Genomic DNA, 23,006 nt, shown 5'->3' on the forward strand with positions numbered 1-23,006 from the left:
TAAGCGATGACGATGTTGACGAATAATAAAGTTGTCAATTTGTTGCTGATCGGATTTGGTCCTCATGCCAAGAGAATTTATTACCCTTTGCTTGAAATATCCTGTGAGGACCCAACATTAAATCTATGTGCTGCAGTGGATTTTATTTCGGCCAGGCCAGGGATAGAGGCTTATCTTGCAGGAAAACAATTACGGCCTGAAGTTATTTACTTTAATGATAGTGATAATAGTCAGGCTGAATTGAGCGCCGATGTCATAAAGAAACTCAATGATGTGGTGGACAGGTATGCAATCAATGGTGTGATTATCGCCACCGAGCCGCTTGCCCATATGGCTTATGCTCGCTGGGCATTGGCATCAGGTTTGTCTATTTTAATGGATAAACCGATTTCATCTTATGAAGGTATTTCAACCTCAATTGAGAAATCGATACAGATTGCGGAAGATTATTACGCGCTAAATACGCTGTATCAAAAAAAGCGGCGTGATAATCCTCGTCAGGTGTTTTCGCTTATGGCCCAACGACGTTATCAGACGTCGTTTAATCTGATTAAACGATATATTGCCGAGTGCTTTGCTCAAACCCATTGCCCGGTCACTAATGTGCAAACCTTCCACTCAGACGGCCAGTGGCGTATGCCGACAGAAATAGTAGAACAGCATTATCACCCTTACCATCAGGGATACGGGAAATGCTCGCATAGTGGTTATCACTATTTCGATATTGTACCTTTTGTCCTCGAATCTGGTTTTGGCGAAGGCAAACAGTTCGATAATATTGATGTCTTTTCGATGGCGATTAGGCCAGATGATGTGCTTAGCCAATTGGCGCTTGATGACTATCGTGCTCTGTTTGGGCGACGCCGTTTCGACGAAGCTAACCATTATGATGAAAACCAGTTAGGGCTGTTGCTAGGAACATTTGGCGAAGTGGATTGCAGCAGTAATATCTGTTTTAAATGCGGTGATAGAACGCTGACAGCGGTATCGATTAACCTGTGTCATAATGGCTACTCGCAGAGAAATTGGGTAACGGCAGCAGGTAGAGACCTGTATAAAGGTAATGGCCGTGTTTCCCATGAATCGCATATATTTCAGCAAGGGCCATTCCAGTCGATCCATTTCCATTCCTATAAGTCGGATGCTTTACCTGACGAGACGTCAGAAGAAAGACATCGCATCGGTACGAAAGAGCATTTGGAAATCTATATTTTCCGCAATGATAAAATGCTTGGCGGGAAACATGTGGAAGTGTTCGATATTGACGACATTATTGCGATGGAAGGCGGACGAAAAGGATTGAGAGGGAAATCTAAAGCCAAAGCCTTCTATGAATTTATTGCGGGCATGCGGGGCGAGATTGCCGCGGGCGATATGGTATCTGATTTTAGTAAACATGAGGTGGGAGCGGCGCTGACATCGGCGATTTATCAGTCTATCAGCCATCGTTATCACCGGCTTAATCCATTGATTAATCGTTGTCTGAAAAGCCGGGAACCGGCTCTGCAGCCAGAGGCATTCATACTGTGATGAGGATTGGAAAAGAGCATATGGGGCGGGTAGCGGGCCTGTTTCCATTGGTGGTCGCGGCTCCGTTAGGGTTGGATATCTGCCTTCCCGGCGTACCGTCGATGTCCCATGAGCTAGGCAGTATGCCGGGGATGACACAATGGATCATCAGCGGGTTTGTGCTGTGTTTGAGCCTCAGTCAGCTTTTCTTTGGTCCGTTAGTCGACCGCTTGGGTGCACAGCGTGTCTTATTGGCCGGTTGCGTGGTTTACTCGCTAAGTACGCTGGGCGTATACCTGACCAGCACCATTTCAGAGGTTATCGCACTACGATTGGTGCAAGGGTGTGGGGCCGGAGCGATGGCCGTTGCCGCATCGGCCAGTGTGCCGCTGCGCTTTCAAGGGGCAGCCATCGGGAAAGTGTTCAGCCTGCTTAACGGTGTGATCAGTCTGGTACCGGTATTGGCACCGGTGATAGGGGGAATACTGATTGTGCATTACGGCTGGCGTTCCAGTTTCTATGCGTTAGGTTTCTTCGCCTTACTGTGCGGAATGTTGGTCTTATGGAAGCCGCTGCCAGCAGTATGCGCCAGCGTCTCCGAGGGGGCGCATTCTCCGGCTGCACCGTTGAACGTGTTTTCCGGGTATATCACCGTGTTCCGGCATCCTGAATTTCGGTTGGGGTGTTTTGCCGCCAGTTTTGGCTTCGCTACCCAACTGATTTTCTTTTCCAGTTCGCCTCGAGTATTGATAGAAACGCTGCATATCCCGGTAGATCAGTTTGGCTACTATTTTGCTGTTAATGCCCTGGCCATCACCACGGGTAGCCTGCTGACCGCCCGGTTGCTGGGCCGGGTGAAAGAAACGGCGATTTTGTATGGCGGTGCGGTGTTGATATTACTGGCAATGGCCGGTTTTATTCTGACGATGCAGGTATTGACGGTGTCAGTCTGGCCTTATCTGATTTCGGCTACGCTGGGGAGCCTGGGGTTTGCTGTACTGATTGCGACCGGAGCGTCGATAGCCTTGTCTGCGTTCAAGTCGCTTGCCGGGCAGGCTTCCGCTCTCATGGCTGCGATACAGATGTCGTTCTCTTCATTGGTTGCCTGGGCTGTCATGAACCATTGGCGTGACGATTGGTTGCCGATGATCGCCGCCTATTTTCTGTTGGCTGTCGCGTTGTTAGTGCAATTACAGGTTTATCGGCTGACCCGAGCCGGACGGCATCAACCCAAGCTTGCGGTGTTTGAAAAGTCTTCACCGAATTCTGACTGATCGCTACAGACGTTATCGTCGTTATAGAAATGGCATAGGGACGTACTACATGGCTTGCCGTTTTGATGAGGTTATCGATTTTTCGCATTCCCATTTATTGAAATGGGAGCATCCGTCCCCCTATCTGCCGCACTCCACCTCACTGGCACCGTTGCCGTTGTGGATTGCAGACATGGATTTTACATGTCCTGATGAAGTGCGGCAGGCATTGCATGATGCTATTAATAAAGGGGTTTTTGGCTACACACGCGCCAGTGACACGCTATTTGATGCAATTATTCAATGGCAGTCAGATCATCATGGCTGGAAAATCCAGGAAGACTGGATTATGCAAAGCCCTGGTGTGGTGAATAGCCTGAGCATGATTGTGCAGACATTCACTCAGCCGGGGGATGGGGTATTAATTCAACCGCCGGTTTATGGGCCGTTTTATCACAGTGTGACAATGAACGATCGCCAGGTGGTGACGGCACCGCTTACTGAAATTGCATCAGGGTATGCGTTCGATCCTGACGCATTTGAACAGGCGATTACGCCGACGACGCGGCTATTTTTTCTCTGTAATCCGCATAATCCGACCGGGCATGTCTGGCGTCGGGATGAATTACTGGCAATGGGCGATATTTGCCAGCGTCATGGTGTGATGGTGATTGCTGATGAAATTCACCAGGATTTGATTGTTAATCCAGCGGCACGGCATCAGCCATTTGCCAGTATTAACGATGAATTTGCCGACAACAGCATTACCTGCACTTCGCCGAGTAAAACCTTTAATCTGGCGGGATTGCAGACGTCAAATCTGTTTATTCCCAACAAGGCAATACGTGACGGGCTTAAACGCAGTTATGCGCGTTGCTCGTTACATATACCGAATATGTTAGGGCTGGCGGCCTGTGAAGCGGCTTACCGGCATGGTGGGCCGTGGTTAGCCGCATTACTGGATTATTTACGCGCTAACCGGACGTTGTTGCAGGCGAGTCTCACTGCTGATGTCAGCGTTCGACTGTTTGATGCGGATGCGCTCTATCTTGGCTGGCTGGATTTTCGGTGCAGTGGTATTGCACCGGAGGATTTACAGCCAACGTTGCTCAAACAGGCTGGGGTGTGGCTGGATGATGGCGCGAAATTTGGCCCGGCCTACGCTGGGTTTGCCCGGATTAATTTTGCCTGTCGGCGTGAGCTGTTGCGTTCTGCGCTGGCAAGGATAACCGATACGTTCAGGGCGCAGTAAAGACTGGCATGTTACAGCCAGAACAACCTGTTGAAGAGGGGGCAATGTTGCCGACGGGCATCCTGCCATTGACCTTTTTGCTCAATACTCCCAATAATAGCGTTCGTTGACTCGGGGTGCCCCTTTATGAAAAGCGGGCTGAGAAATACCCGTATTACCTGAACTGGATAATGCCAGCGTAGGGAAGTCACGGTATCCCACCGGTACCGCCTTCTTTCACGCCGGTTGGGAGGTTTATGAACGCTCGACCTGTACTTTTCCCTGCCGCGTCCGTCGCGGATTCTCTCGATGCTTTCCGTTTGCGCGCACCGCTGGTGCATTGTCTCACCAATGAGGTGGTGCAAGGGTTTACCGCCAATGTGTTGCTGGCGTTAGGCGCTTCGCCCGCGATGGTAGTCGATGCCGGTGAAGCGGCGCAGTTTAGTGCGTTGGCCGATGGGTTACTGATTAATCTGGGGACGCTTGAGGCTGACCGTGCGCAGGCGATGCGCGCCGCGGTAACCAGCGCCATCAACGTCGGTACACCGTGGGTGCTGGACCCGGTCGCGGTCGGTGGCCTGCGTTTTCGCACTGAATTTGCCGTTGAATTACTGGCGATGAAGCCAACGGCTATCCGCGGTAATGCCTCCGAAGTAATGGCGCTGGCGGGCGAACAGTCCGCAGGACGTGGCGTGGACAGCGGCAATGATGTGCTGGCCGCCTTGCCTTGCGCTATAGCACTGGCACAGCGCTGGGCCACCTGCGTGGTGGTCACCGGCGAGGTGGACTACGTGACTGACGGCGATCGGGTGCTGGCGATACCCGGCGGCGACCCGCTGATGACCCGGGTGGTTGGCACCGGGTGTGCGCTGTCGGCGGTGGTCGCGGGTTTCTGTGCGCTGGAAGGTGACCGCCTCGGTCATGTGGCCGCTGCCTGTGCGGTGATGTCTCATTGCGGGCAACTGGCGGCGGCGCAGGCTCGGGGGCCGGGGAGTTTTATTCCCGCGTTTCTGGATGCGCTCTATACCCTGAAGCGGGAGGCGCTGGTATGAAATGTATCAACGCGCTGACGATCGCCGGTACTGACCCGAGCGGTGGTGCCGGTATTCAGGCTGACCTGAAAACCTTCTCGGCACTGGGGGCGTATGGCACCAGTGTGATTACTGCACTGGTGGCACAAAATACCCGTGGTGTGCAGTCGGTTTACCGCATTGAACCGACGTTTGTCGCAGCCCAACTGGATTCTGTGCTGAGCGATGTCCGCATTGACAGCGCGAAAATCGGCATGCTGGCACAGACGGATATTGTGGAAACGGTGGCAGACCGGCTGTTACGTTACCCGGTGCCCTATGTGGTGCTGGATACGGTGATGCTGGCCAAAAGCGGTGATCCGCTACTGGCGGCGGAGGCGGTGGAAGCGGTGCGTCAGTTGCTGTTGCCGCGGGTATCGTTGATCACGCCTAACCTGCCTGAAGCGGCGGCGTTGCTACAGTGCGCGCCTGCCGACGATGAACACGGGATGCGCCAGCAAGGCGAAGCGCTATTGGCGATGGGGTGTCAGGCGGTGCTGATGAAAGGCGGGCACCTGAGTGACCAGGAAAGTCCGGACTGGTTGTTCATGCCACATGCCGAACCCGTTCGGTTAAGTACGCCGCGCGTGCACACCCGGCATACGCACGGCACCGGTTGTACGCTGTCGGCGGCGCTGGCAGCGTTACGACCGCGTCATGATAACTGGTTCGACACTCTGTCTGCTGCGCGGGCCTACCTGCAAGGCGCACTGGAACAGGCCGACTCGCTGGAAGTCGGCCACGGCATCGGTCCGGTGCACCATTTTCACCGCTGGTGGTGACGATGGCTGCCTGATCAAAGCGATAAGAAAATCAGATAAGTAGTAAAAAATATTGCATAGACAGTTCGCTGATGACCCGGTAATTTTGTGATCTCCGTCAGGTTATTGCCAGATGGCGACACTGACGTCCCCCAGGTCTTCAGGGGCTGTTTTTTTTGGGGCGTATTTTCTCTGAATCTAGCGTTGAGGAGAGGCTTATGGCGGGGTCTGCGCGTGCGATCATGATTGCCAGAGGATTACAGACGATACTCAATTTCGGCCTGCTGGTGCTGGCGGCGATTCTGGTGGTTTTCCTGGCTAAGGAAACCTGGCATTTGGCGACGGTACTGCTGGTCAGCAATGAAAAAGAGTCGTCGTATATGCTGATCGAAAGCCTGGTGATTTATTTCCTCTACTTTGAGTTTCTGGCGTTGATCGTGAAGTATTTTCTCTCCGGCTATCACTTCCCGCTGCGCTATTTCATCTACATTGGTATCACCGCGATTGTACGGCTGATTATTGTCGACCATAAAAATCCGGCGGATACCTTCACTTATGCCGGGGCGATCCTGATTTTGGTGATTACGCTCTATCTGGTGAATAGTCCACGCCTCAAGCGTGAATAGCGCGCAAAGAAAAAGCCAGCTCAAGGGAGATTGAGCTGGCCAAGGAGGTGGTTCCTAGTAGCATTACTACGCTTATTTTTCGTTTTGTATTTTCTCAGCGCTGCAATAATAACCAGTCACCAGTGCCATTGATGTGATCTGATTCTAAAAAATGTCACAATTGGCGCGATTGTGTCACTTTTTTGCTATTTTGCATGCGGGTTACGGGTGGTTGTCCCCGACAGGTTGCGCAGCAGTAACGCGTATTCCAGGTCGATATCGTCCGGCACTGGCAGATACACGGTGTGGCCGTCACCCGGTGCCACCTCGACAGCCTGACCTTTTTTATTGAGCAGGGTATCAATAGTGAACTGGACGTTGCCGCCCGGCGTCATCATCTCTACGCTGTCGCCACGAGAGAATTTGTTCTTGACCGCCACTTCCGCCAGACCGTCGCGTCGCTCGCCGGTGAACTCCCCGACAAACTGCTGCTGGTCAGATACCGAGTAACCGTAGTCGTAATTCTGGTAATCCTCATGAACGTGGCGGCGCAGGAAGCCTTCGGTGTAACCACGGTGCGCGAGGCCTTCCAGCGTTTGCAGCAACGTTGGGTCAAACGGCTTACCGGCGACAGCATCGTCGATAGCGCGGCGGTACACCTGTGCGGTACGGGCACAGTAATAGAACGACTTGGTGCGGCCTTCGATTTTCAGCGAGGCGACTTGCATGTTGGTCAGGCGTTCTACGTGCTGAATGGCGCGCAGGTCGCGTGAGTTCATGATGTAGGTGCCGTGCTCGTCTTCAAACGCGCTCATGTATTCGCCCGGTCGCTGTTTTTCTTCCAGCATGAAGACTTTATCGGTCGGTGCACCGATGCCTAGCGTGGGTTGCGGCTGAGCGCTGTCTATCTGGGTGACCGCAATCGGCTCGTGGATATGTACGATGTTGCCCACCGCGTCTTCTTTACCTTCCTGCACGTTGTATTCCCAGCGGCAGGCATTGGTACAGGTGCCCTGATTCGGGTCGCGCTTATTGATGTAGCCAGACAGCAGGCAGCGGCCGGAATAGGCCATACAGAGTGCGCCGTGAACGAACACTTCCAGCTCCATCTCCGGCACCTGGTGGCGGATTTCCTCAATCTCTTCCAGCGACAGTTCGCGTGACAAAATCACCCGGCTCAACCCCATCTGCTGCCAGAACTTCACCGTCGCCCAGTTGACCGCGTTGGCCTGTACCGACAGATGAATCGGCATCTGGGGGAAATTTTCCCGTACCAGCATGATCAACCCTGGATCAGACATGATCAACGCATCCGGGTTCATGTCGACCACCGGTTGCAGGTCACGCAAGAAGGTTTTCAGTTTGGCGTTATGTGGCGCAATGTTAACCACCACATAAAACTTCTTACCCAGCGCATGGGCTTCATTGATGGCTTGCGCCAGCGTCTGGTGGTTGAATTCGTTATTGCGCACACGCAGGCTGTAGCGAGGCTGGCCGGCATAAATTGCATCAGCGCCATAAGCAAAGGCGTAACGCATATTTTTCAGCGTACCGGCCGGAGAGAGTAATTCCGGTTTAAACATGGTGGTTTCTCAAGTCTGATCACAGGTCAGGCTGTTCCCGGGCGGGAACAGTAAAGGCGGCAGATTCTAACGCCAACGGCGGGAAAAATCAGTAGTCGGCTTACAGAAAGTGCGTCTATTGAGCTGTTGCTCTACTGATGGGCATGATGCTTCACGGCCAGCGTTTCCTGGCCGTGAATGAAGATTAGAGGGAGCGAATACCGGCTGAGGGGCCAATCAACTCACGCTGGTGCGGGCGTTCGAAGTCCACGTGCGGCCCTTTTGCAATAATACCGGTCGGGTTGAGCCAGCGAATGCTGTAGTAACCGGCTTTGATGTCGTCCAGCCTGACGGTGTCTTTGACGCCCGGCCATTGATACAGCTCGCGCAGATAGCCTGAAAGGTGCGGGTAATCCTCCAGCCGACGGATGTTGCACTTGAAGGCACCGTGGTAAGCCGCATCAAAACGCACCAGCGTCACAAACAGCCGCCAGTCCGCTTCGGTCAGGGTGTCGCCCACCAGATAGCGGTGATGCGCCAGGTGCGCTTCCACAGTATCCAGTGCTGCAAACAGGCTCGTTACCGCCTGATCGTAGTGTGCTTGTGTTTTAGCAAAGCCAGTCTTATACACGCCGTTATTGATGTTGTCGTAAATCAGGCTGTTCCAGTGGTCGATTTCCGCCCGCAGATCCGTTGGGTAAAAATCGAGACGGTTACCGGTCAAATCGTTAAAGTCATGGTTAAGCAGGCGGATGATTTCCGACGACTCGTTATTGACGATACGGCCTTCTTTGCGGTCCCACAGTACGGGAACCGAGACTTTCCCGGTGTAATGCGCGTCACTGGCGGTGTAAAGCTGGTGCAGGTAGCGCACCGGCGCGACCTGTTCGCCAGCATCCTGCGGAGTACTAAACTCCCAACCCTGCTCGCCAATACAAGGGTCTGCAACCGACAAGGTAATCACATTGCCGAGATCTTTCAGGTTACGGTAAATCGTCGTGCGGGAGGCCCACGGGCAAAGATACGAGACAAATAACTGATATCGTCCCGCCTCCGGTACCAGCTCGGTGGCACGGAATCGGGTTTCCTGGCGATGGAAAGCCCCACCTTTGATTTCTTCGGCCGCTACATCGCTATCGACCCACTTGCCATTGACTAATCCCGACATGCTTACCCTCATTATCATCATTTTTGTATGTGATTATGCTAGCAGCCACGAGCCAATAGAAAATTGCAAATTTTTAACCGAGTCAGACAGTTTCTTTGACTGCGTACCGCCGGTGGGCGAAGGCGTCTATATTTCCTGACTGGCGGCGGCTTCCCAGCGGTAACCAATGCCATAAACCGTGCGAATGAACGAGGTTTCCCGGTCAAACATTTCCAGCTTACGGCGCAGATTCTTGATATGGCTGTCGATGGTACGGTCAGTTACCACCCGGTAATCGTCGTACAGGTGATCGAGTAACTGTTCGCGTGAAAAAACACGTCCCGGTTCGGCAGAGAGGGTTTTCAGCAGTCGGAATTCGGCGGGCGTCAGTTCCAGATGACGCCCGAGGTAACTGGCCTGATAACGATTCTGGTCAATCAGCAATGCGGGTAAGACATCATTCGGTAACGGTTCATGTTGCCAGCGACAGCGGCGCAACAGGGTTTTCACCCGGGCGACCACTTCACGCGGGCTGTAGGGCTTACAGATATAATCGTCGGCACCGATTTCCAGCCCCAGCAGCCGGTCAATTTCTTCGGTACGCGCGGTCACCATAATGATCGGCACATTGGAAAAACCGCGAATGGCACGGCAGAGTGTCAGGCCGTCGCGGCCCGGTAGCATCAGGTCTAACAGAATAAGCTGGCAGGGGTGTTCACGCACCCAGGGTTCGACGTCTTCTCCCTGTGTCAGCCAGTGGGTGCGGTAACCTGATGCCTGCAGGTAATCCACCAGTAACTGGGCCAGTTTGGGCTCATCTTCAACGATCAGCACTGGCAGGTTTTCATCACCCACCGTTGCAGAAGAGGATGCGGTCATGTCGGTTCCTGTATCAGGATAGGTGCAACGGAAGCTCGACAGTGATTTGTACGCCGCCGAGCGCTGAATGCTCAGCATACAGGCGTCCATCGTGCGCCTCAACGATATTGGCGCAAATGGCCAACCCCAGCCCGGAGCCACCGCTGGCACGGTTGCGTGAACTTTCCGCACGGTAGAAACGCTCGAAGATCAACGCCAGTTGTTCGTCGCTGATACCGGGGGCACTGTCGCGCCAGTGAATAATCAGCCGCTGCGGACGGAGTTCGGTTTCGACTTCCAGTTGCCCGCCATCGTCCGTGTAACGCAGGCTATTTTCCATCAGGTTGTTGAACAACTGGTTCAGGCGGTCCGGGTCGCCAAACACCACCGCTTCGGGATGAAAGTGAGTGGTCAGTTGAATACCTTTGTGTTGAAAGCGCTCTCTGAACGCTGCCACCGACACCTGAAGCAGCATGCTGACGTTAATGGCCGATTTACGGTAAGCCAGCGCGCCCAGGTCGGATAACGACAATTGGTGAAGATCGTCGACCAGCTTGGTCAGCAGTGCAACTTCGGCCTGCAATGAGCCAAACGCCGCGGTATCGGGCCGCCGAACGCCATCCTGTAAGGCTTCCAGTTCACCACGCAACACCGCCAGTGGTGTGCGTAATTCATGGGAAATATCGGCCATAAACGCCCGGCGTGACTGCTCGTTTTTCTCCAGCGCCGAGGCCAACTGGTTAAAATCTTGCGCCAGCCTGTCCAGCTCGTCGCGCCCACTGGCGGTAACCCGGGTACTGAAATCGCCGCCGGCCAGTTGGTGAATGCCATTGACCAGCCGTTTGACTGGCGACAGCAATCCGCGAGACATCATCCAGGTCACCACGGCTGCCAACAGCGTGGTAAACGCGACGATCAGCCAACTGGTGCGTTGTTGCTGGCGATCGAAATTGATGTCGGCACTACGGGTCAGCCCTTCTACCGGGGCGGCGACCAGCCAGCCAACGATACGCTTTTTCGACATTAACGGCTGCCAGGTGCTGCCCGCGGGCATCGGGATCGGTGGGCCTATCAGGCGACGACGGTTCTCATCCGTGACCCAAAATCGGGTACGCCAGGCCTGCATGGCCTCGTCGTTATTCTGCTCCATCGCGCGCAGCATCGGGAAAATACCGCGTTCATTGTTGTGCAGAAAATCCCAATTGCCGTACTGCTGGTACTGATCTTCCAGCCAGCCACGAATCTGTACCACCCGTTGTTCATTACCACGGCGGATGTAGTCGATAAACCCTTTCTCAAAGCTGAGTCGGACACCGAAGTGCATGATGATCAGCACCAGCATACAGGTGGAAAAAATGGCCAGAAACAGTCTGGCGGTAATGCCGAATCTCATCATTCACCTCATGAGGGACGCGTCAGCGTCGCCTGCTGAACGGTATCGGGCGGCACCCGGTTGAAAATCAGCGCCGGGAATGCCATCACCGCCACCATGCACAGATAGGTATAAAGGAAGACGGTATGGGTTTGCGGCGTACCACTCACCAGATGCTGATTGGCGAAAATGCCGAGCAGCAGACCAGCGATAGTCACCCCCATACTGGTGGAGAGCTGCATCGACATCGACAGCAGGCTGTTGCCGCCGCTGGCCAGGTCGTCCGGCAGATCTTTGAGCGTCAGGGTATTCATGGTGGAAAAGCGGATGCCGTTGACCATACCGACCAACAGCAGCACTACCGGCGTCATCCAGTGCCAGTTCATCAGTGCGACCAGCGCGAACAGCAGCGTAGCCAGCGCCAGCGTCAAGGTCGAGGCGATCAGCACTACACGGTAGCCGAACCGGTTAACTATCAGCACTACGATCCGTTTCATGCCCATGTTGCCCAGCACCAGCGGGATCATCATCATCCCGGCGTGAAACGGTGTGTAACCCAGGCCAATTTGTAAAAATACCGGCGTCATAAACGGCAACATGCCGCTGCCGATACGCGCCAGCCAGCCGCCGAAGAGGCCGATGCTAAAGCTGCGGGTATCAAATAAACGCAGGTTGAACAGCGATTGCTCGTTGTCTCTGGCGTGCCACCAGTACCCCAGCAGCGCCAGAAAGCCGGTCAGCACCAGTGCGCTCAACGCTAAGGCGGACAACCCCAGGCTTTTCTGGCCGTCTAGCGCCAGTGTCAGGGTGCCCATTGCGATCACCAGACAAACAAAGCCGAGCAGGTCAAAGCGGCGCGGTGGCATGGTGAAATTAGGCATCAGCCACCAGGTGGCGAAAGCACCAACCAGACCTACCGGAATGTTGATCAGGAAAATCCAGTGCCAGCTGGCGTACTGGACGAGAAAACCGCCGAGTGTTGGCCCCATCAGCGGGCCTATTTGTCCTGGCAGGGTAACGAAGGTCATCGCCGCCATATATTGATCGCGTGGCACCAGCTTCATCACCGTCAGGCGTCCAATCGGCACCATCATGGCACCGCCGATACCCTGAATCACGCGGGAAAACAGTAACTCGTTGAGGGTGGTGGAGCGGGCGCAAAGCAGTGAGCCGAGGCTAAACAACATAATGGCGGAGAAGAAAATATTGCGAACGCCAATCCGGTCTGCCAGCCAGCCGCTGGCAGGCAGCAGCATCGCGACTGTCAAAACATAGGCGACGATCACGGCATGCATCCGTAGCGGGCTTTCATTCAGGCTGACCGCCATAGAAGGCAAGGCTGTGTTGACGATGGTGGTATCCAGCGCTTGCATAAAAAAGCCGAAGGCTACAATCCACAATTGCCAGCGAACGGAAGCGGGCTGATGGGTCATGCGTGGTATTACTCCCGGGAATATCCTGTCCCTTGCAGGCGCCGGGGAGAACCCCGGCGACGATTACAGATACGGCAATGGCGACTGAAGTGGCATCATGCCGACGGTTCAGTATGCGTAGCGGCGTCAGTGCGTTCACGACGGCGCCAGCGCAGGCTGTCAAAGAACAGGTACACCACCGGCGTGGTATACAGTGTCAGTAACTGGCTCATCACCAGCCCACCAACGATAGTGATACCCAGCGGCTGACGCAGCTCTGAGCCGTCACCGCTACTGAGCACCAACGGCAATGCGCCGAACAACGCCGCCATGGTGGTCATCATGATCGGGCGAAAACGCAGCATACAGGCGCGGAAAATCGCCTCATGCGCTGAGAGTTTCCCTTCCCGTTGCGCCACCAGCGCAAAGTCCACCATCATGATGGCGTTTTTCTTCACGATGCCTATCAACAGCAGAATGCCAATGAGTGCAATCAGACTGAACGGCTTATTGAACAACTCCAGCGCCAGTAACGCGCCGACCCCGGCGGAGGGCAGGGTAGAGAGAATGGTCAGCGGGTGGGCGACATTCTCATACAGAATCCCCAACACGATGTAGACCGTCACGATCGCCGCAATAATCAGCACAACCTGCGAATGCTGCGACTGCTGGAACGCCAGTGCGGTACCGGCGAACTGACCTCGAATAGTGGGTGGTACACCCAGTGAGGTCATGGTGCGTTCAATCGCGGTGGTTGCCTCTGACAAGCTGGCCCCTTCCGGCAGGTTGAACGAGATGGTCGCCGCCGCCGATAACCCCTGATGGTTAACCGCCAGCGGTGCGTTAGCCGGTTGCCAGTGAGCAAAGAACGACAACGGTATCGGCTTGCCGTCGTTGTTGATGATGAACATTTTCTCCAGCGAGGCAGGATCCTGGGTATAGGCCGGGTCAACCTCCATGACGACTTTATACTGGTTCATCGGCTGGTAAATGGTGGAGATCTGGCGCTGCCCAAAGGCGTCGTTCAGTAGCGTGTTGGCGCTGGAAACATTGATGCCCAGCCTTGCCATGGCATCACGATCATAGACCAGCCTCAGCTCCGCCCCTTTGTCCTGCTGGTCAGAACTGACATCCGCCAGTTGTGGCAACTTGCTCAGCGCATCACGGATCTTGGGCTCCCAGCTTCTCAGCACCGCCAGGTCATCCGATAACAGCGAGAACTGATAGCCCGCATTCGCTTCACGACCACCAATACGCACGTCCTGCACCGCCATCAGATACAGGTTGGCACCGGGCTCTTTTGCCAGTTTGGCGCGTAGCCGAGTGATGACCTGTTGCGCGTTGACGTCACGCTGGGCGAGCGGTTTCAGGCTGATGAACATCGAGCCGCTGTTGGTCCGCATCCCACCTGTGAAACCGGTGACGTTATCCACCGCCGGGTCGGCGCGCACGATGGTCATGAAATCCTGTAATTTGCGTTTCATCGCCTGGAAGGAGATGCTCTGGTCGGCCTGAATGAACCCCATCAGCCGCCCGGTATCCTGCTCCGGGAAGAAGGTTTTGGGGATGCTGATATAAAGCCAGACGCTCAGACCAATCGTCCCCAACAGCACCATCATGACCCAACGTGAGTGGTTCAGCACCCAGCGTAAACTGCGACCATAACCTTGCTGCAAGCCGAGCAGCAGGCGGTTGAAACCACGCGCACGCGGCTGGCTGCGCGCGGTGTGGGGGCGCAGCAATCGGGCGCACATCATCGGCGTTAAGGTGATGGAGACCAGTAATGAAATCAGTATTGCTACCGATAGTGTCACCGAGAACTCGCGGAACAGACGCCCGGGCAGGCCATCCATGAACAACAGCGGTATAAATACCGCGATCAGTGAGAAGCTCATCGAAACGACGGTAAAGCCGACTTCCCGTACCCCTTGCAGCGCGGCTTGCAACGGCTTCATACCGGCCTCAACATGGCGGGAAATGTTTTCCAGCACCACGATGGCGTCATCCACTACAAAACCGGTAGCCACGGTCAAGGCCATCAGCGACAGGTTGTTCAGACTAAAGCCGCACAGGTACATGGCGGAGAACGTGCCAATCAACGATACTGGTACCGCGATGGCCGGGATAAGCGTAGCGCGACCAGAGCGCAGGAACAGGAACACCACCAGAATCACCAGCGATACCGCGATAGTCAGCGATCGCTCCACGTCACGCAGTGAGGCACGAATAGTGGGCGAGCGGTCCTGCGCGATATTCAGGTTGATTGAGGCGGGCAACATGGCTTGCAATTCAGGCATGGCGGCGCGGATTGCATCAACGGTGGAGATGATGTTGGCATCCGGCGCGCGGCGAATTAACACCAACACCGCCGGTTTAGCGTTGGTCATCCCGGCGTTGAGGACGTTCTGCACCGAGTCTTTTACCGTCGCCACATCGCTCAGACGCACTGGCGCGCCATTGTTGTAGTGGATGATGAGCGATCGGTAAACGTTGGCGGTTTTCAGTTCGTCATTGGTTTGAATCTGGTAGTGAGTGCTGCCACTGTCCACACTACCAAGCGGCTGGCGCACGTTGGCCTGGGCGATAGACTGGCGAACGGTATCCAGCGACACGCCTTGATTGAACAGCGCTTGTGGATTAAGTTCTACCCGGACTGCAGGTAACGAGCTACCGCCGATGGTGACATCGCCAACCCCATCAATTTGTGAAACGCGCTGGGCCACCTGGGTCGAGGCATAGTCGTACAGCTGGCCCGGACCGTAGGTGTCCGACGTCAGCGTGATGATCATGATCGGCGCGTCAGACGGGTTGACCTTACGGTAATAGGGGCGGCTTGGCATATTGCTCGGCAGCAGGCTCTGGGCAGCGTTGATCGCCGCTTGTACATCACGGGCCGCGCCGTTAATGTCTCTATCCAACGCAAACTGCAGGATGATGCGGGTGTTACCCAGCGAACTCATCGAGGTCATTTCATTGACACCGGCAATACGGCCCAGCGAGCGCTCTAACGGCGTCGCCACCGACGACGCCATGGTTTCCGGTGATGCGCCGGGCATGGTGGCGGTGACCGAAATCACCGGGTAGTCCACCTGTGGCAACGGTGACACCGGCAGCAACTGATAGCCGAGCAGCCCGCACAGCGCTATCGCCAGCGCCAGCAATGTGGTGGCGACCGGCCGATGGATAAACAGCGCGAAGAACTTCACTGTGCTTCCCCTTCCTGCGGCTGGCGGCGGCGCAGGCGATGTGCCAGACGATCAAACAGCAGGTAGATAACGGGTGTCGTAAACAGCGTCAGCACCTGGCTCATCACCAGACCACCCACCATACAAATCCCCAACGGGCGGCGCAGTTCCGCACCGACGCCGGTACTGAACATCAGCGGAATGGCGCTGAGTAGCGCCGCCATGGTGGTCATCAGAATGGGGCGAAAACGCAGCAGACAGGCCTGATAAATCGCCTGATAGGGCGTCATCCTTTGTTCACGTTCGGCAGCCAGCGCAAAGTCGATCATCATGATGGCGTTCTTCTTCACGATACCGATCAGCAAAATGATACCGATGATGGCAATGATGTTCAGATCGCTGCCAGCGGCCATGAGTGCCAGTAACGCGCCAACGCCTGCGGTCGGTAGCGTAGACAGGATAGTGACCGGGTGGATAAAACTTTCATACAGCACACCCAATACGATATACATCGCCACCACCGCTGCCACCACTAGCCAGATAGTGCTGGTTAGCGCTGACTGGAATGCCAGCGTACTGCCCTGGAAGCGGGTGATGATGTCGCTGGGTAACTGCATGTTTTGCTGCGTTTGCTGAATGACTTTTACCGCATCACCCAACGCGTAGCCCGGCGCGACGTTAAAGGAAATGGTCGTTGAAGGGAACTGATCGATATGGTTGATGGATAACGGCCCCTTGCGCTCTTCCACGGTCGCAATACTGCTGAGCGGTACCACGCCGCCGCTGGTGTTGATAAGCCGGATATCATCCAACGACCCCAGCCCGTTGTTGTGGTCCTGATGCTGCTCGAGCACCACGCGATACTGGTTGGATTGCGTATAGATAGTGGAGATCAGTCGCTGGCCAAATGCGTTGTACAGGGCGCTGTCCACCTGGGACATGGTGATGCCAAGGCGGCTGGCACTATCCCGGTTAACCTTCACGTAGGCGACAGCACCGCCATCCTGCCAGTCACTGCTGACATCCTGCAATTGCGGCAGCTTCTGTAGCTCGGCGATCAGTTTTGGTACCCAGGTGCTGAGTTCATCCAGCGACATGGTTTGCAGGGTGAACTGATATTGGGTACGGCTGACTTGTGTATCGATGGTCAGGTCCTGTACCGGCTGCAGATAGAGCTGGACGCCCGGCAGTGCCGATGTGCGTTGCTGTAGCCGTGCAATCACGGCCTGGATACGGTCACTGCGTTCATCCAGCGGTTTGAGGTTGATCTGTAACCTGCCGCTGTTAAGCGATGGGTTAGTGCCATCCACGCCGATAAACGAGGTCACGCTTTCCACCGCCGGATCCTGCATGATAAGCGTGGTAGCCTGCTGCTGCTTGTCCACCATACCGGAGAAGGAGATAGTCTGTGACGCCTGCACCGTACCTTGAATAATGCCGTTATCCTGTATCGGGAAAAAGCCTTTGGGGATGACGATATACAGCAAGACCGTGAGCACCAGCGTACTCAGCGCGACGCCAAGGGTAATCCACGGATGACTCAAAACACGTGTTAATCCACGGCCATACCAGGCGATCACGGTGTCAAAAAAGCGCTCGCTGGCACGGGTAAAGCGGTTTTGTTGGCTCAATGAGTGGTGGCTTAACAAGCGGGCGCACATCATCGGTGTGAGCGTCAACGACACCACCGCAGAGATAAGGATCGACACCGCCAGTGTCACCGCGAACTCACGGAACAGGCGGCCGATGATATCCCCCATGAACAGCAACGGGATCAAAACAGCAATCAGCGAGAACGTCAGCGAGATGATGGTAAAGCCGATTTCCCCCGCGCCTTTCAACGCGGCCTGTAACGGTTTTTCGCCTTGCTCGATATAACGGGCGATGTTCTCGATAACAACGATGGCATCGTCAACCACGAAACCGGTGGCGATGGTGAGTGCCATCAACGTCAGGTTGTTGACAGAAAAACCGAGAAAATACATGGCGGCAAACGTACCCACCAGCGATAACGGTACGGCGATACTGGGAATCAGCGTCGCGACGGCGTTGCGCAGGAACAGGTAAATCACCATCACCACCAGCGCGATAGCCAGAATCAGTTCGAACTGCACATCATCGACCGAGGCTCGGATAGTGGTCGTGCGGTCAGTAAGCAGGGCGACATCCACCGATTTTGGCAGGCTGGCTTTCAGCGACGGCAGCAGACTGCGGATATGGTCAGCGGTGGCTATCACGTTCGCGCCGGGCTGACGCTGAATATTGAGCACAATAGCCTGATGTTGATTAGCCCAGGCGGCCAGGCGGGTATTTTCCGCCGCCTGTTCCACCGTAGCGACATCCTGCAACCGTACCGGTGCATCATTTTTCCAGGAGATGATCAACTGGCGATAGTCATCGAGTGAACGCATCTGGTCATTGGCGGAGAGCGTGACCGAACGCGCCGGGCCGTCAAAGCTGCCTTTTGGGGTGTTGACGTTAGCGGCGGTAATGGCCGTACGCACGCTTTCGCTGCTCAGGCCATAGGAGGCCAGCGCACCAGGATTGAGCTTAATGCGCACCGATGGTCGCTGCCCACCCGCTAGTGTCACCAGCCCGACGCCTTCCACCTGCGAGATTTTCTGCGCGATGCGCGTTTCAATCATGTCCTGCACCTGCGTCAGCGGCAAGGCAGTGGAGGTTACCGCCAGCGTCATGATCGGCGGGTCTGCCGGGTTCACCTTGCTGTAGGTGGGGGGAAAAGGCAGATCGGTAGGCAGCAGGTTGGTGGCAGCGTTAATCGCGGCCTGAACATCCTGTTCTGCCACATCCAGCGATAACGACAACTGGAACTGCAATGTGATCACTGATGAGCCGCCGGAGCTTTGGCTCGACATCTGCTTGAGGCCGGACATGCTGCCAAACTGATGCTCCAGCGGTGCGGTGACGGCTGAGGTCATCACATCCGGGCTGGCACCAGGGTAAAGCGTCACGACCTGAATCGTCGGGTAGTCCACTTCCGGTAGCGCGGAAACCGGTAACGCTCGATAGCCTACAATCCCGGCCAGCAGAATAGCGATCATCAACAGGGTGGTGGCTATCGGCCGGAGAATAAACAGGCGCGACGGCCCACCACCTGTATTTAGCGTGGCATCCTGTAACGGCGTCGTTTCCTGCATCAGGATTTCTCCGCTTTATGCTGAGATTTTTCATGCTGGGGCTTCTCGGCACCAGCAGTAGATTTGCTGTCTGCGGCTGCTGGTGCCAGCACTTCAACGCGAGCGCCTTCGGTCAGGCGGTCGATCCCGTCGGTCACCACTCGCTCGCCTGCATTCAGCCCGTTGGAAACCACCGTTTGCTGGCCGTATTGAATCCCCGTGGTGATGATGTGCTTGCTCACCTGATCTTTGTCGTTCAATACCCAAATGAAGTGCCCTTCGTTACCCATCTGAATCGCGGCTGAAGGGGCGATCACCACATTTTGCAGGGTATCGACTTTCATCTTGATGTTGACGAACTGATTAGGGAATAGCGCATCATCGGTGTTATCGAAGCGGGCTTTCAGTTTGATAGTGCCGGTGGTGGCGTCTATCTGGTTATCCATGCTCAGCAGCCGCCCCTGAGAGAGAATGCGCTGACTGCCCCGATCCCAGGCTTCCACCGGTACCGGTTGACCGGATTTCTGTGCTTTCAGTACGGTGGCGATATCGCTTTCCGGCACGGTGAATATCACATCGATCGGATGGGTTTGCGTTAATACCAACAGGTTGTCGGTACTGGTCACGTAGTTGCCGATATCAATCTGACGCAGGCCGACGCGGCCGCTGAACGGTGCGGTGATACGGCTGTAATCCAATTGCAATTGTGCACTGGCGACAGCGCCCTGATCAGATTTCACCGTCGCTTCGTATTGGCGCACCAGCGATTCCTGCGTATCCAGTTGCTGGCCGGACACCAAATTGGTTTTGGATAACTGCTGGTAACGGACTAAGTCCTGGCGGGCATTGACCAGAAGCGCCTGATCTTTGGCCAACTGCCCTTGTGCTTGTATCAGTGCTACCTGAAACGGACGCGGGTCTATCTCTGCCAGTAACTCGCCTTCCTTAACTTGCTGTCCTTCCTGAAAGTGGATAGCCATCAACTGGCCGCTGACGCGGCTGTGGACGGTGACGGTATTGGCGGCGGTGACCGTCCCCAAACCAGAGAGGTAATAGGGTACCGAGGAGGATGAGGAAAGTGCGGCCTGTACCGGCGGTGGTGCGGTAGAGCCCCGCCGTCCGCTGCCGCTACGGTTTTGTCCTTGTCCCTGAGGTGACGCGTGCTGTGCGGTTGTTGCCTCGTTGGCATAATCTGATTGTGAGGGGCGGAAATAACGCCAGGCGAAAAACGCCGCGGCAATGACAACAAGCAGTATCAAAAAACGAAATAAGCGTGCGGCGTTCATAGTTATGGACGGAACCTCCAATCAGCACAGGCTAAGATAAGCCCATGAAACACTGAATATAATAATACTAGTGTAAACAGCTAACGGAGGACAAAAATGGAGGAAATGTGGAAGATATGTCAGGGTTTGTAGAAAAAGATCCCCGGCGTCATTAACGCCGGGGAACGGTGCTGAGTATGTCAGCACGGTGTCACTATCAGGACAAACGCGTTACAGCACCAGCCCGGCGATAGCTGCAGAAAGCAGGCTGACCAGAGTAGAACCATAAACCAGTTTCAGGCCGAAGCGGGAAACCGTGTTGCCTTGTGCTTCGTTCAGCCCTTTGATAGCCCCTGCAACGATACCAATCGATGAGAAGTTGGCAAAAGACACCAGGAAGACAGACAGAATACCTACGCTGCGTGGCGACAATTGACCGGCTACTTTCTGCAATTCCATCATGGCGACGAATTCGTTGGATACCAGTTTGGTGGCCATGATACTGCCTACCTGCAGCGCTTCGGCTTTCGGAATGCCCATCACCCAGGCTAACGGGTAGAACACATAACCCAGAATTTCCTGGAAGCTCAGGCCAAACACCGCGCTGAACAGTGCGTTGATACCGGCGATCAGCGCGATGAAACCGATTAGCATCGCGGCGACGATAACCGCCACCTTGAAACCGGCCAGAATGTATTCACCCAACATTTCAAAAAAGCTCTGGCCTTCATGCAGATTGCTCAGGTGCAGTTCTTTTTCTTCACTGGTGTCGTAAGGGTTGATGAGCGACAACACGATAAAGGTGCTGAACATGTTGAGCACCAGTGCCGCGACCACGTATTTTGCGTCCAACATCGACATGTAGGCACCGACGATTGACATGGATACTGTCGACATCGCAGTTGCTGCCATGGTGTACATACGTTTTTCAGACATCTGCCCCAGAATGTCTTTGTAAGCGATGAAGTTTTCAGACTGACCAAGAATCAGTGAGCTAACCGCGTTGAACGACTCCAGTTTGCCCATGCCATTGACTTTGGACAGAACGGTACCGATCAGTCGGATAATGAACGGCAGTACTCTGATGTGCTGCAAAATGCCGATCAGTGCGGAGATAAACACGATCGGGCACAGCACTTTGAGGAAGAACACAAAGCTGTTGTTACCGATATTGCCAAAGACGAAGGTGGTACCTTCACCTGCGAAGCCGAGCAGTTTGTCAAACAAGCTCGCAAACCCTTTCACAAAACCCAACCCTGCACTGGAGTAGAGGAAAAAATAGGCGAGTAGAATTTCAATGACTAAAAGTTGAACAATATACCTGACGCGAATGCTTTTGCGATCGCGGCACACCAGCAGTGACAGGCCGGCGACAACGATCAGGGCCAGGATAAATTGCAGAATGTTGGACATGTTTGCTCCAAATTATGATAGGGGCCGATTTTTGGTCGTCATTTTATGTAACGATTGCGCCTAAAATGCGACGTAAGACGCAAAACCGAAATTATATCGCGGAAAATAACCTAAACTAAAGCGTGGGTCTCATAGCATTCGCTTCTGTCTGGTAGATATCTCAATATTTCATCATGCCGGACCGAAAAATGCTGTGATGAAAGTTCCCTGCCAGCATGTTGGTTGTAGGGAAAAGGTAAGCACAAGGAGATGACAATGCCTGCGTCTGATGCGTTACGTGAGTTGGGACAATCGGGAATTCGGGTGCCGTTACTGACTTTTGGCGGCAACGTATTTGGCTGGACTATTGATGAGCCAACCTCATTTCGGGTACTGGATGCCTTGCTTGATCAGGGGCTCTACTTTATTGATACCGCCGATGTGTATTCTGTCTGGGCTCCCGGTAATAAAGGCGGTGAATCGGAAAGCATAATCGGTAACTGGCTGAAACTGCGTGGAAACCGCGATCGTGTCATTATTGCCACCAAAGTCGGCAAGAATATGGGCGGTGATCGGCACGGATTATCGGCGGCTTATATCCGCCGGGCGGTGGAAGATTCACTGCGACGCCTGCAAACAGACTATATCGACCTCTATCAGTCGCATGAAGATGATAAGCACACCCCGCTGGAGGAAACCTTGTCGGCCTTCGATGCGTTGATTCGCGAGGGCAAGGTGCGTGCTATCGGTGCTTCCAACTATGACGGTGAGCGTCTGGCACAAGCGCTACAAGTGAGCAGAGATAACCATTTGGCGCGTTATGAAACGCTGCAACCGGAATACAACCTGTATGATCGTCAGCATTATGAGACCACGCTTGAACCGGTAGTACAGGCGAATGGGTTAGGGGTGATTGGTTATTACTCGCTGGCGAGCGGCTTTTTGTCGGGCAAATACCGCTCGGCCGCCGATGCGGTAAAAAGTGCCCGTGGCCAGGGCGTGATTGAACATTATCTAAATCCGCGCGGTCTGGCGATTTTGAATGCATTGGATCAGGTTGCGGAGGCTCATCACACCACACCTGCTCAGGTTGCGCTGGCGTGGTTGATAGCGCGTCCCAGTGTGACGTCACCGATAGTGAGTGCGACTTCGGTAGAGCAGGTTGCGGAACTGGCCAGTGCCACCCGACTGGCGCTCACGCCTCATGAGATTGAACAACTCAATAGCGCCAGTGCCTGAAGCCGGAC

16 protein-coding genes and 1 riboswitch are annotated in these 23,006 nt (G+C 54.7%); of the genes, 7 read left to right on the plus strand and 9 right to left on the minus strand.

The window, feature by feature from the left end:
- The first annotated feature begins 6 nt into the window (after window positions 1-6).
- The 6 genes from FGI04_RS03735 (at window position 7) to psiE (ending at window position 6,450) form a co-directional block, all read left to right on the plus strand.
- Complete coding sequence (locus tag FGI04_RS03735; RefSeq protein WP_407273835.1) at window positions 7-1,530, plus strand: Gfo/Idh/MocA family oxidoreductase; 1,524 nt, start codon at window positions 7-9, stop codon at window positions 1,528-1,530.
- Complete coding sequence (locus tag FGI04_RS03740) at window positions 1,530-2,783, plus strand: MFS transporter (protein WP_407337385.1); 1,254 nt, start codon at window positions 1,530-1,532, stop codon at window positions 2,781-2,783. The genes FGI04_RS03735 and FGI04_RS03740 overlap by 1 nt, the downstream gene beginning before the upstream one ends.
- 49 nt (window positions 2,784-2,832) lie before the next feature.
- Window positions 2,833-4,014 carry a MalY/PatB family protein gene (locus tag FGI04_RS03745; RefSeq protein WP_342700242.1) on the plus strand — a complete coding sequence of 394 codons (1,182 nt, stop codon included), beginning with the start codon at window positions 2,833-2,835 and terminating at the stop codon, window positions 4,012-4,014.
- 102 nt (window positions 4,015-4,116) lie between these two features.
- Window positions 4,117-4,216: riboswitch (TPP riboswitch) on the plus strand.
- Window positions 4,217-4,250: 34 nt separating this feature from the next.
- Window positions 4,251-5,045: a hydroxyethylthiazole kinase gene (gene thiM, locus FGI04_RS03750; RefSeq protein WP_342700243.1), complete on the plus strand. Its 795-nt coding sequence runs from the start codon at window positions 4,251-4,253 to the stop codon at window positions 5,043-5,045.
- Window positions 5,042-5,845: a bifunctional hydroxymethylpyrimidine kinase/phosphomethylpyrimidine kinase gene (gene thiD / locus FGI04_RS03755; RefSeq protein ID WP_407336290.1), complete on the plus strand. Its 804-nt coding sequence runs from the start codon at window positions 5,042-5,044 to the stop codon at window positions 5,843-5,845. The genes thiM and thiD overlap by 4 nt, the downstream gene beginning before the upstream one ends.
- Window positions 5,846-6,042: 197 nt before the next feature.
- On the plus strand, window positions 6,043-6,450 hold the full coding sequence (gene psiE, locus FGI04_RS03760) for a phosphate-starvation-inducible protein PsiE (RefSeq protein WP_038905199.1): 408 nt from the start codon (window positions 6,043-6,045) through the stop codon (window positions 6,448-6,450).
- A 185-nt stretch (window positions 6,451-6,635) separates the two neighbouring features.
- On the opposite strand, the gene trhP is transcribed toward psiE, so the two are convergent.
- From trhP to FGI04_RS03805, 9 genes are all read right to left on the minus strand, one after another.
- Window positions 6,636-8,012, minus strand: coding sequence for a prephenate-dependent tRNA uridine(34) hydroxylase TrhP (trhP, locus tag FGI04_RS03765; protein WP_016943321.1), 1,377 nt, complete (start codon window positions 8,010-8,012; stop codon window positions 6,636-6,638).
- A 184-nt stretch (window positions 8,013-8,196) separates the two neighbouring features.
- Window positions 8,197-9,159: a glutathione S-transferase family protein gene (locus FGI04_RS03770; protein ID WP_407336291.1), complete on the minus strand. Its 963-nt coding sequence runs from the start codon at window positions 9,157-9,159 to the stop codon at window positions 8,197-8,199.
- 126 nt (window positions 9,160-9,285) lie between these two features.
- Window positions 9,286-10,017: an envelope stress response regulator BaeR gene (baeR, locus tag FGI04_RS03775; RefSeq protein ID WP_038905196.1), complete on the minus strand. Its 732-nt coding sequence runs from the start codon at window positions 10,015-10,017 to the stop codon at window positions 9,286-9,288.
- A gap of 13 nt (window positions 10,018-10,030) precedes the next feature.
- Window positions 10,031-11,389 (minus strand): envelope stress sensor histidine kinase BaeS, encoded by a 1,359-nt coding sequence (gene baeS, locus FGI04_RS03780; protein WP_342700428.1) that lies wholly within the window; start codon window positions 11,387-11,389, stop codon window positions 10,031-10,033.
- An 8-nt stretch (window positions 11,390-11,397) separates the two neighbouring features.
- The gene (locus FGI04_RS03785; protein WP_342700246.1) at window positions 11,398-12,801 is read right to left on the minus strand and encodes an MFS transporter; all 1,404 of its coding nucleotides are present in this window, start codon (window positions 12,799-12,801) and stop codon (window positions 11,398-11,400) included.
- A gap of 95 nt (window positions 12,802-12,896) precedes the next feature.
- Window positions 12,897-15,986, minus strand: a complete 3,090-nt coding sequence (mdtC, locus tag FGI04_RS03790; RefSeq protein ID WP_342700247.1) for a multidrug efflux RND transporter permease subunit MdtC — start codon at window positions 15,984-15,986, stop codon at window positions 12,897-12,899.
- Complete coding sequence (locus FGI04_RS03795; protein ID WP_407336292.1) at window positions 15,983-19,123, minus strand: MdtB/MuxB family multidrug efflux RND transporter permease subunit; 3,141 nt, start codon at window positions 19,121-19,123, stop codon at window positions 15,983-15,985. Before FGI04_RS03795 ends, mdtC begins: the two co-directional genes overlap by 4 nt.
- Window positions 19,123-20,388: an MdtA/MuxA family multidrug efflux RND transporter periplasmic adaptor subunit gene (locus FGI04_RS03800; RefSeq protein WP_407336293.1), complete on the minus strand. Its 1,266-nt coding sequence runs from the start codon at window positions 20,386-20,388 to the stop codon at window positions 19,123-19,125. Before FGI04_RS03800 ends, FGI04_RS03795 begins: the two co-directional genes overlap by 1 nt.
- A 210-nt stretch (window positions 20,389-20,598) precedes the next feature.
- Entirely contained in the window at window positions 20,599-21,780 is a 1,182-nt protein-coding gene (locus FGI04_RS03805) for a NupC/NupG family nucleoside CNT transporter (protein ID WP_012885645.1), read from the minus strand.
- Window positions 21,781-22,035: 255 nt separating this feature from the next.
- On the opposite strand from FGI04_RS03805, the gene FGI04_RS03810 reads away from it, so the two are divergent.
- Window positions 22,036-22,998, plus strand: coding sequence for an aldo/keto reductase (locus FGI04_RS03810; protein WP_407336294.1), 963 nt, complete (start codon window positions 22,036-22,038; stop codon window positions 22,996-22,998).
- The last annotated feature ends 8 nt before the right edge of the window (window positions 22,999-23,006 follow it).

This window comes from Dickeya ananatis, assembly GCF_019464615.1.
Taxonomy (GTDB): Bacteria; Pseudomonadota; Gammaproteobacteria; order Enterobacterales; family Enterobacteriaceae; genus Dickeya; species Dickeya oryzae.

Coding starts and splice junctions, on each gene's coding strand:
- baeR (WP_038905196.1), bottom strand. CDS start 10,017: ATGACCGCATCCTCTTCTGCAACGGTGGGTGATGAAAACCTGCCAGTG.
- FGI04_RS03735 (WP_407273835.1), top strand. CDS start 7: ATGACGATGTTGACGAATAATAAAGTTGTCAATTTGTTGCTGATCGGA.
- trhP (WP_016943321.1), bottom strand. CDS start 8,012: ATGTTTAAACCGGAATTACTCTCTCCGGCCGGTACGCTGAAAAATATG.
- FGI04_RS03785 (WP_342700246.1), bottom strand. CDS start 12,801: ATGACCCATCAGCCCGCTTCCGTTCGCTGGCAATTGTGGATTGTAGCC.
- psiE (WP_038905199.1), top strand. CDS start 6,043: ATGGCGGGGTCTGCGCGTGCGATCATGATTGCCAGAGGATTACAGACG.
- baeS (WP_342700428.1), bottom strand. CDS start 11,389: ATGAGATTCGGCATTACCGCCAGACTGTTTCTGGCCATTTTTTCCACC.
- FGI04_RS03770 (WP_407336291.1), bottom strand. CDS start 9,159: ATGTCGGGATTAGTCAATGGCAAGTGGGTCGATAGCGATGTAGCGGCC.
- thiM (WP_342700243.1), top strand. CDS start 4,251: ATGAACGCTCGACCTGTACTTTTCCCTGCCGCGTCCGTCGCGGATTCT.
- FGI04_RS03795 (WP_407336292.1), bottom strand. CDS start 19,123: ATGCAGGAAACGACGCCGTTACAGGATGCCACGCTAAATACAGGTGGT.
- FGI04_RS03745 (WP_342700242.1), top strand. CDS start 2,833: ATGGCTTGCCGTTTTGATGAGGTTATCGATTTTTCGCATTCCCATTTA.
- FGI04_RS03805 (WP_012885645.1), bottom strand. CDS start 21,780: ATGTCCAACATTCTGCAATTTATCCTGGCCCTGATCGTTGTCGCCGGC.
- FGI04_RS03740 (WP_407337385.1), top strand. CDS start 1,530: ATGAGGATTGGAAAAGAGCATATGGGGCGGGTAGCGGGCCTGTTTCCA.
- FGI04_RS03810 (WP_407336294.1), top strand. CDS start 22,036: ATGCCTGCGTCTGATGCGTTACGTGAGTTGGGACAATCGGGAATTCGG.
- thiD (WP_407336290.1), top strand. CDS start 5,042: ATGAAATGTATCAACGCGCTGACGATCGCCGGTACTGACCCGAGCGGT.
- FGI04_RS03800 (WP_407336293.1), bottom strand. CDS start 20,388: ATGAACGCCGCACGCTTATTTCGTTTTTTGATACTGCTTGTTGTCATT.